Annotated in this window: 7 protein-coding genes; 4 read left to right on the top strand and 3 right to left on the bottom strand. The window is 73.3% G+C overall.

Annotation, left to right across the window (positions count from 1 at the left end; translation table 11 throughout):
- On the top strand, window positions 1-97 hold a 97-nt coding region (locus ACFY00_RS36600), incomplete at its 5' end, for an acyl-CoA dehydrogenase family protein (RefSeq protein ID WP_157849844.1).
- Here the strand turns inward: ACFY00_RS36600 and ACFY00_RS36595 are convergent.
- Both ACFY00_RS36595 and ACFY00_RS36590 read right to left on the bottom strand, forming a co-directional pair.
- Window positions 94-564 (bottom strand): serine O-acetyltransferase, encoded by a 471-nt coding sequence (locus ACFY00_RS36595; RefSeq protein WP_388038162.1) that lies wholly within the window; start codon window positions 562-564, stop codon window positions 94-96. The genes ACFY00_RS36600 and ACFY00_RS36595 overlap by 4 nt on opposite strands.
- A 121-nt stretch (window positions 565-685) precedes the next feature.
- A complete protein-coding gene (locus ACFY00_RS36590) occupies window positions 686-2,041 on the bottom strand; it encodes an LCP family protein (protein ID WP_388038159.1) in 1,356 nt (451 codons plus the stop codon).
- A 345-nt stretch (window positions 2,042-2,386) separates the two neighbouring features.
- Here ACFY00_RS36590 and ssuE point away from each other — a divergent pair, with 345 nt between their 5' ends.
- The 3 genes from ssuE (at window position 2,387) to ACFY00_RS36575 (ending at window position 6,580) form a co-directional block, all read left to right on the top strand.
- On the top strand, window positions 2,387-2,941 hold the full coding sequence (gene ssuE / locus ACFY00_RS36585) for an NADPH-dependent FMN reductase (RefSeq protein ID WP_388038156.1): 555 nt from the start codon (window positions 2,387-2,389) through the stop codon (window positions 2,939-2,941).
- A gap of 287 nt (window positions 2,942-3,228) precedes the next feature.
- On the top strand, window positions 3,229-4,014 hold the full coding sequence (locus tag ACFY00_RS36580) for an ABC transporter ATP-binding protein (RefSeq protein ID WP_388038154.1): 786 nt from the start codon (window positions 3,229-3,231) through the stop codon (window positions 4,012-4,014).
- 16 nt (window positions 4,015-4,030) lie between these two features.
- Complete coding sequence (locus tag ACFY00_RS36575; RefSeq protein WP_388038151.1) at window positions 4,031-6,580, top strand: ABC transporter permease; 2,550 nt, start codon at window positions 4,031-4,033, stop codon at window positions 6,578-6,580.
- 164 nt (window positions 6,581-6,744) lie between these two features.
- On the opposite strand, the gene ACFY00_RS36570 is transcribed toward ACFY00_RS36575, so the two are convergent.
- Window positions 6,745-8,265 (bottom strand): LCP family protein, encoded by a 1,521-nt coding sequence (locus ACFY00_RS36570; protein ID WP_388038150.1) that lies wholly within the window; start codon window positions 8,263-8,265, stop codon window positions 6,745-6,747.
- Between the last annotated feature and the right edge of the window lie 41 nt (window positions 8,266-8,306).

Raw genomic sequence — 8,306 nt, 5'->3', positions numbered from 1 at the left:
CCCGGTGGAGCGGATGATGCGCGACGCGAAGATCACCCAGATCTACGAGGGCACCAACCAGGTCCAGCGCATCGTGATGGCCCGCAACCTGCCCTAACCGCCCACCGGTTCGCGTCCCTGCTGGCCCACCCGCCCGCGCTCGCCCACCTTGCGGGCGGGCGCGCCGGCCCAGATCTCGCCGGGCCCGGTGGAACGGGTGAGGACGGCGTTGGCGCCGACGACGGTGTCGGCGCCGACGGTGAGGGTGCCGCTCTTGCAGACGATCTTCGCGCCGGCGCAGACCACCACGCCGTCCTCCAGCACGACCCGCCGCATCGCGGACAGCTCCTGCGGGACCCACGGGTCGGCCCGGCCGATGGTGACGCCGTTGTAGAGGGTGACGTTCGCGCCCAGGGTGGTGTACGGGTGCAGGACGGTGCCGAAGCCGCGGTGGAAGACCACCAGGCCGGGGCCGATCTCGGCGGCGGCCGGGACCTCCATCCCGTAGAGGGCCAGGGCCTCCTGGACCAGGCGGCCGAACAGCCGGCTTCTGCGGCGGTAGATGAGGGAGGTCACCAGCGACATGGCCGACATTGTCCTGCCGCCCCGCCCGGCGCGGCGCCGACGACGCGCCCCGCGGCGGCAGTTCGGATCCGCCGTGCGAATCCCGAACCACCGCCGCGGGGCGGTCGCCCGCCGGGAGCGGCTACTTGGGGACGGCGGGCACCGCCGTGTCGTTGCGCATCGCGTCGAAGACCGCCTTGGACTTGGCCTCGTCCCACTTGACCGCGGACTCGCCGGTCGGGGTGCGGTAGTCGGCGTTGCCGATCGGGACGGTGATGGTCTTGCCGTCGCCGCCGGTGACGCCCTTCATGGCGAGGAACATCGAGCCGAGGTCGGTCAGCCCGGCGTCGTCGTCGACGATCACGGTGTCCAGCCCGGCCGACACCAGCGGGTAGAAGGTGAAGGGGTTGAGCAGGGTGGTCGGCGAGGCGGCCTGCTTGGCGAGCGCGCCCAGGAACTTCTGCTGGTTGCGCATCCGGCCGAGGTCCTGGTCGGCCATCTGGTGCCGCTGCCGGACGAAGGCCAGCGACTGCTTGCCGTTCAGGGTCTGGGTGCCGGCCTGCAGGTCGAGGCCGGAGTCCTTGTCCTTGATCGGCTGCTCGATGTTCAGCTCGACGCCGCCGACGGCGTCGACCAGGCCGACGAAACCGGAGAAGCCGATCTCCGCGTAGTGGTCGATCCGCAGGTTCATGTTGGTCTCGACGGTCTGCACCAGCAGGCGGCCGCCCCCGGCCGCGAAGGCCGCGTTGATCTTCCGGGTGGCGGCGGGGACGGTCTTGCCGCTGCCGGCGGTGTCCAGGTGGGCGGGGATCTGCACCCAGGAGTCGCGCGGGATCGACATCAGGGTGTTCCCGTTGTCGCCGATGTGCAGGATCATCATCGAGTCGCTGCGCTTGCCCTCGGCGGAGCCGGTGTGCAGGTCCTGCTCGTCGGCGTCGGTGAGCCCGGCCCGGCTGTCGGAGCCGACGATCAGCCAGTTGGTGCCCTTGCCCGCCGCCGGGCGGCCCGGGTAGTCGGCCAGCACGTTCTCGTGGTGCAGCTTGCCGTCCGCCCAGAAGTAGGTGCCGATCATGGTGACCAGCAGCGCCAGCACCAGGCCCAGCACCGAGTAGCCGACGATCTTCTTGCGCGAGCGGCGCGGCCGGGCCCCGGGCGCGGACGGTCGCGTCGGTCCCGTCGGTCCCGTCGGTCCGGACGGTCCGGACGGGTTCGGCTCCGGTGCGAAGGGCTGCTGCCCGTACGGCGGCTGCCCGCCGCTGCCCCCGCCGTACGGGGGCTGCCCGCCACCGCCCCCGCCGTACGGGGGGCGGCCCGCGCCGCCGTACGGGCGGCCGGTGTCCGGTCGGTCCTGGTGGGTGGGGCGGGAGAGCGGGACGCCCGCGCCGCGCGGGTTCAACTCGGGCGGCAGCGGCGGCTCGGCCGCCGCTCCGCCCTGGCCCCGTGCCGCGTCGCCCTGCCCGTGTGCGCCGCCCCCCGGGCGCTCCTGCCACGTGTTCATGGGGGAAGGATGCCCGAACCGGGGGCCGCGCAGTGATCGCGGAGGCCCCGCGGGCCCCGTTGTGGCCGTTTTGATGCAGGGCGGGGACGGTTCCGGGCACTGTTCACCAGGCGGGCACGGCCTTGACCCGCCGAAACCGGGCGTGTTTGCATGGCGGCATGGAGCAGCGTCAGGTCCTCACCCGTCGGCGGCACGTCGACCACGGCCGGGTGTCCTGCTCGCTGTGTCGCGGCTGACCCCTCCCGCCGCGCACTCACCCGTAGGCGACCCGCGCCCTCGCCGACCCTCCTCCCCTCCCTTTCCCGGCCGCGCCCTGCCCGCGGCCGCACGCCCCGAGGTGACTCCATGGCCGTGATCCTGTCCGTCTCCGGTTCCCCGTCCGCGACCTCCCGCACCACCCGGCTGCTGCGCCACGTCGACCGCCGGCTCGCCTCGCACGGGCACCAGGTCCGCACGCTGGACGCCCGCTCGCTGCCCGCCGCCGCGCTGCTCGCCGCGGACGCCGCGGACCCGGCGATAGCCCGGGCCGTCGAGCTGTTCGAGCAGGCCGACGGCGTGGTGATCGGCACCCCGGTCTACAAGGCCGCGTACTCGGGCCTGCTGAAGGCCCTGCTCGACCTGCTGCCGCAGTACGCGCTGCGCGGCAAGACGGTGCTGCCGCTGGCCACCGGCGGCTCCACCGCGCACGTGCTGGCGGTGGACTACGCGCTGCGGCCGGTGCTGAGCTCGATGGGCGCCGGGCACGTCACCCAGGGCTGGTTCGTGCTGGACCGGCACATCGGGGTGCGCGAGGACGGCGGCACCGAACTGGAGCGCGAGACCGAGGTGCTGCTGACCCCGGTGGTCGACGCGTTCTCCGCCGCCCTCGCCCCGCGGGTGGAACTCGCCGCCGCGGGCTGACCGTTCGTCAGCGAAGCCGCCCCGTCCGGGGCCCGGGACCCTCAGGCCGCCGCGCGGCAACCCCTAGGGGAGCGGCCCCGGGCCCCGGACGCTTCCCCGGGACGGGGCTCAACCCGGTGGAGGACGACCCCCGCGACGCCCGCTCCTACTGTGGAGCCATCCCCCCTGCCCCACCTTCGATGGTGGGGCAGGCCCCACCCCGAAGACGGAAGCCAGCAGGATTCCGCGACCGGGGTGAGGCCCGGAAGGCTGGGGGACGACGACGGACCCCACGACGAGGAGCACCAGTGACCACGGCAGCGAGCGCCGCCCACCTCTCACCCCTGCCGGAGCGGGACGGCACCGCCGCCCGGGCCCGACAGGTCACCAAGGCGTACGGCGCGGGGGAGACCCGGGTGACGGCGCTGGACGCGGTCGACGTCGACATCGAGCGCGGCCGCTTCACCGCGATCATGGGCCCCTCGGGCTCCGGCAAGTCGACGCTGATGCACTGCCTGGCCGGGCTGGACACCGTCTCCGAGGGCCGGATCTGGATCGGCGACACCGAGATCACCGGCCTCAAGGACAAGCAGCTCACCAAGCTCCGCCGGGACAAGATCGGCTTCATCTTCCAGGCCTTCAACCTGCTCCCCACGCTGAACGCGGTGGAGAACATCACGCTGCCGATGGACATCGCGGGCCGCAAGCCCGACCAGGCCTGGCTGCAGCAGGTGATCGACACCGTCGGCCTGTCCGGCCGCCTCAAGCACCGCCCCGGCCAGCTCTCCGGCGGCCAGCAGCAGCGCGTCGCGGTGGCCCGCGCCCTGGCCGCCCGGCCCGAGATCATCTTCGGCGACGAGCCCACCGGCAACCTCGACTCCCGCTCCGGCGCCGAGGTGCTCGGCTTCCTGCGCCGCTCGGTCGACGAACTCGGCCAGACCATCGTGATGGTGACGCACGACCCGGTCGCCGCCGGCCACGCGGACCGCGTGCTGTTCCTCGCCGACGGCGCCATCGTCGACGAGATGCACAACCCCACCGCCGACTCCGTCCTGACCCGCATGCGCCGTTTCGACGGCAAGCGCACCAGCTGAGACGGGGCCCGGAACCATGCTGCTCAAGACCTCGCTGCGGAGCTTCTTCGCCCACAAGTGGCGCCTGGTGCTCTCCCTGCTCGCCGTGGTGCTCTCGGTCGCCTTCGTGGCCGGCACCCTGGTCTTCTACAACACCGCCACCAGCACCTTCGACAAGCTGTTCGCCTCCACCGCCTCCGACCTGTCGGTCTCCAAGGCCAAGGACGAGATCGCCGACGGCGGCCCCGGCCAGGTCCCCACCATCCCGGTGGGGACGGTGGCGAAGGTCGCCGCCGAGCCCGGCGTCAAGGTCGCGATCGGCCAGGTCATGACCTCCGACGCGACCCTGGTCGACCCCGCCACCAACAAGGTGATCGGCCCGACCACCGGCGCCCCCACCCTCACCGGCAACTGGACCGACACCCCGCGCAACTCCGTCGAGATCACCTCCGGCCACGCCCCGCAGGGCGACGGCCAGTTGGTGCTGGACGCCGACACCGCGGAGAAGGCCCACCTCGGCCTCGGCTCCAAGGTCCGGATCATCACCGACGCCAACCACGACTTCACCGTCTCCGGCATCGCGACCTTCCGCACCACCAACCCCGGCGCCGCCCTCGCCTTCCTGGACACCGCCACCGCCCAGCAGGTGCTGCTCGGCGCCGAGGCCTACACCTCCGTCGAGGTCTTCGGCGACGGCACCCGCACCGACGAGCAGCTGAAGGCCGCCGCACTGGCCGACCTCGGCAGCGGCTTCCAGGGCAAGACCGCGGCCGAGCAGAAGAAGGAGAACTCCGAGGACGTCGGCTCCTTCCTCGACTTCATGAAGTACGCGATGCTCGGCTTCGCCGTCCTCGCGGCCGGCGTCGGCGGCTTCCTGATCGTCAACACCTTCTCCATGCTGGTCACCCAGCGCACCCGCGAGATCGGCCTGCTGCGCGCCATCGGCGGCAGCCGCTCCCAGGTCAACCGCTCGGTGCTGACCGAGGGCCTGATCCTCGGCGTGCTCGGCTCCACCCTGGGCATCGGCGCCGGGCTCGGCCTCGCGCTCGGCATGATCCAGCTGATGAAGGCCGTCGGGATGAACCTGGACGCCTCGCTGGAGGTCACCTGGGCGGTGCCGGTGGTCTCGTACGCGGTCGGCGTGCTGGTGACGCTGGTCGCCGCGTTCGTCCCGGCCCGCCGCGCCTCCCGGATCACCCCGATGGCCGCGCTGCTCGACCACGCCGCCCCGGTCGAACCCCGGGCCAACCGGATCCGCACCGCGGTCGGCGGCCTGGTCACGGTGCTCGGCGCCGCCGCCCTGGTGCTCGCCGCCTCCTCCACCGGCGCCACCGGCGGGATGCTGATCGGCCTCGGCGTGCTCGCCACCCTGGTCGGCGCCGTGGTGCTGGGCCCGCTGCTGGTCTCCGGCCTGCTCCGCCTGCTCGGCGGCCCGCTGTCCGCCCTGTTCGGCCCGGCCGGCCGCCTCGCCCAGCGGAACGTGATGCGCAACCCGCGCCGCACCGGCTCCACCGCCGCCGCCCTGATGATCGGCCTTGCCGTGGTGGTCGGCGCCTCCGTGGTCACCTCCTCCATGGTCTCCTCGGCCACCGCCCAGATCGACAAGACCGTCGGAGCCGACTACATCGTGGCCGGCGGCCGCGCCACCGTCCCGGCGGAGGCGGCCCGGGCGGTCGAGCGGACCCCCGGCGTCGACCACATCACCCGGCAGAAGGAGGTCCCCGCCGAACTCACCACCCCCGACGGCGCCCGCACCAAGACCGGGCTGGTCGCCGCCGACCCGAACTTCACCCGCGACTTCCGCCTGCCGGTCGCCTCCGGCACCGCCGAGGGCGTGTTCAACGGCGGCCTCTCGGTCGACCAGAAGTTCGCCGACGCGCACCACCTCAAGGTCGGCGACCCGATCGCCGTCGCCTACGGCGAGGGCCGCACCCAGACCATCCCGGTCGCCGCCGTCCTGAAGACCGGCAACCAACTGTTCGACGGCAACTTCTTCACCGGCATCAGCACCGTCTCCACCGGCCTGAACGGCCAACTCCCGGGTGACAGCACGCTGTTCGCCGGAGCCTCGGCCGGTGCCGACAAGGGCGCCGTGCTCGCCGACCTGCAGAAGACGCTGGAGCCCTACCCGCAGCTGATGGTCAAGGACCAGGCCGGCTACAAGGACATGATCAAGTCCCAGGTCGACCAACTGCTGTCCATGGTCTACGGCCTGCTCGGCCTGACGATCGTGGTCGCCGTCCTCGGCGTGGTCAACACCCTGGCCCTGTCCGTCGTCGAGCGCACCCGGGAGATCGGCCTGCTGCGCGCCATCGGTTTCTCCCGCCGCCAACTGCGCCGGGTGGTCCGGCTCGAATCCGTGGTCATCGCCCTGTTCGGCGCCGTCCTCGGCAGCGCCCTCGGTCTCGCCTGGGGCGTCACCGCCCGGTCCGTCCTCGCCGACAACGGCCTGAACGTCCTGACCGTCCCCACCGGCACCGTGGTCACCGTCCTGATCGGCTCCGTCCTCATCGGCCTGGTCGCCGCCCTCGTCCCGGCCTTCCGCGCCGCCCGGATGAACGTCCTGGCCGCCATCGCCACCGACTGACCGATCCCCCCGGGCCCCTCGTCAGGGGCCCGGGGAACGGCCCGGTCCGTGCTGCGCAGTGGCCCCGTCAGGGGCCCGGGGAACGGCGGGTCCGAGCTGCTGGTGGTCGGAGCCCACCGAAGGTCAGAGCCGCTTCGGGCCAGGACAGCGCCCCCACCCACCCCTCAGCCCGGACAGCTGATCTCGCTCCCACTCTCCGCCCCGGCCACCGCCACCGCCGAAGCCGAAGCCGAAGCGGTGGCACCCGGCGAAACGGAAGCCGCAGCAACGGCCGCCACACCCGCCGGAGGCCGGTACTCACTGCCCGCAACCACCTGGAAGGTCGCCCCCAACCCCGGCACGGCCTCGAGCTCCGCGTCCGGCAGGCTCGCCGCCAGGGTCTTCACCGACTCGTCCCAGCGCGGGTCGTAGCGGATCACCGTCCGGGTGGTGGCGACCGCCCCGCCGGGCGCGTTGGAGGGCACGCCGGTGGTGGCGAACCCGGCCTTGCGCAGCTCCGCGTCGACCCGGAAGCCCAGCCCCTGGATGCCCGCCCCGTTGAGCACCTGCACCCGCACCTCACTCGGAGGAATCGTTCCGGCAACGGGCGAGCCGCTCGGCGACACCGCCGCAGCGGCGGTCGCGGCCGCCCCGGCCCCGGTGAGCGGCCGCCCGGCCCGGACCGCCTCGAACAGCGCCGTCGCGCCCTTCTCGTCCCACAGCACGGTCGACCCCCACCCCGCGACCTGGTGGTCGACCTCGGCCAGCGGCACCGTCACGAAGTCCGCGTTCGCGGCCGACAGGTCCTTCAACCGCCCGGCGAACTCCAGCAGTTCGGCGTTGCCCAGCCCCTTGTCGACCTTGACCGAGCGCAGCACGGTGTCCAGCACCCCGGTCAGCTTCGCCGGGTCGAGCAGGGTGCCCCCGGTGGTGGCCCGCCGCAGCAACTGCGCCAGGAACTTCTGCTGCCGGTGCATCCGCCCGAGGTCGGAGGAGCCGTCCACGTGCCGGGCCCGGACGTAGCGCAGCGCCCCCGCCCCGTCCAGCCTGCTGGTCCCGGCGGGCAGGTCGAGGCCCGAGTAGTCGTCCTTGAGCGGCTTGGTGGTGCACACCTCGACGCCGCCCAGGGCGTCCACGGTGGAGACGAAGGCGAGGAAGTTCACCTCGACGTAGTGGTCGATCCGCAGCCCGGTGTTCTGCTCGACGGTGCGCACCGCCAGCGGCGCCCCGCCCATCCCGTACGCCGCGTTGATCTTGCCCTTGGAGGCGTCCACCTGCTTCCCGGTGGCGAGGTCCTGGTGGGCCGGGATGTCCACGTAGGAGTCGCGCGGGACGGAGACCACGGTGGCCCGGCCGCGGTGCGCGGACAGTTGCACGATCATCATCGTGTCGGTGCAGTGGCAGGACTCGCCGCCCGCGTGCAGCACGTCCTTGAGGGTGGACTCCGGGATGCCCTCGCGCTCGTCGGTGCCGACCACCAGGAAGGTCGTGGCGCCGTCGTCGGCGGGGCGGTCCGGCCCGCCGCCGATCGCGTCCACCCGGTCGAGCGAGGAGCCGATGCCGTTCAGCACCGCCCACCCGCTGCACGAGGTGGCGAGCACCGCGAAGGAGAGGGTGCCCGCCGCCCAGCGGCCCCAGCGCCGCCGGCCGGGCCGCCGCTGCCGAACGTGGGCGGGCTGGCGTTCGGGAGGGCGCTGGTCGGGCATCTTCCGCATGGTAGGCGGCCCGGCCGCGCCCGCCGGGGCGG

The organism is Kitasatospora sp. NPDC001540, from assembly GCF_042894345.1.
Lineage (GTDB): Bacteria > Actinomycetota > Actinomycetes > Streptomycetales > Streptomycetaceae > Kitasatospora > Kitasatospora phosalacinea_C.
The sequence above is the reverse complement of the archived record's forward strand: the minus strand, read 5'-3'. Positions and strand labels throughout refer to the sequence as shown.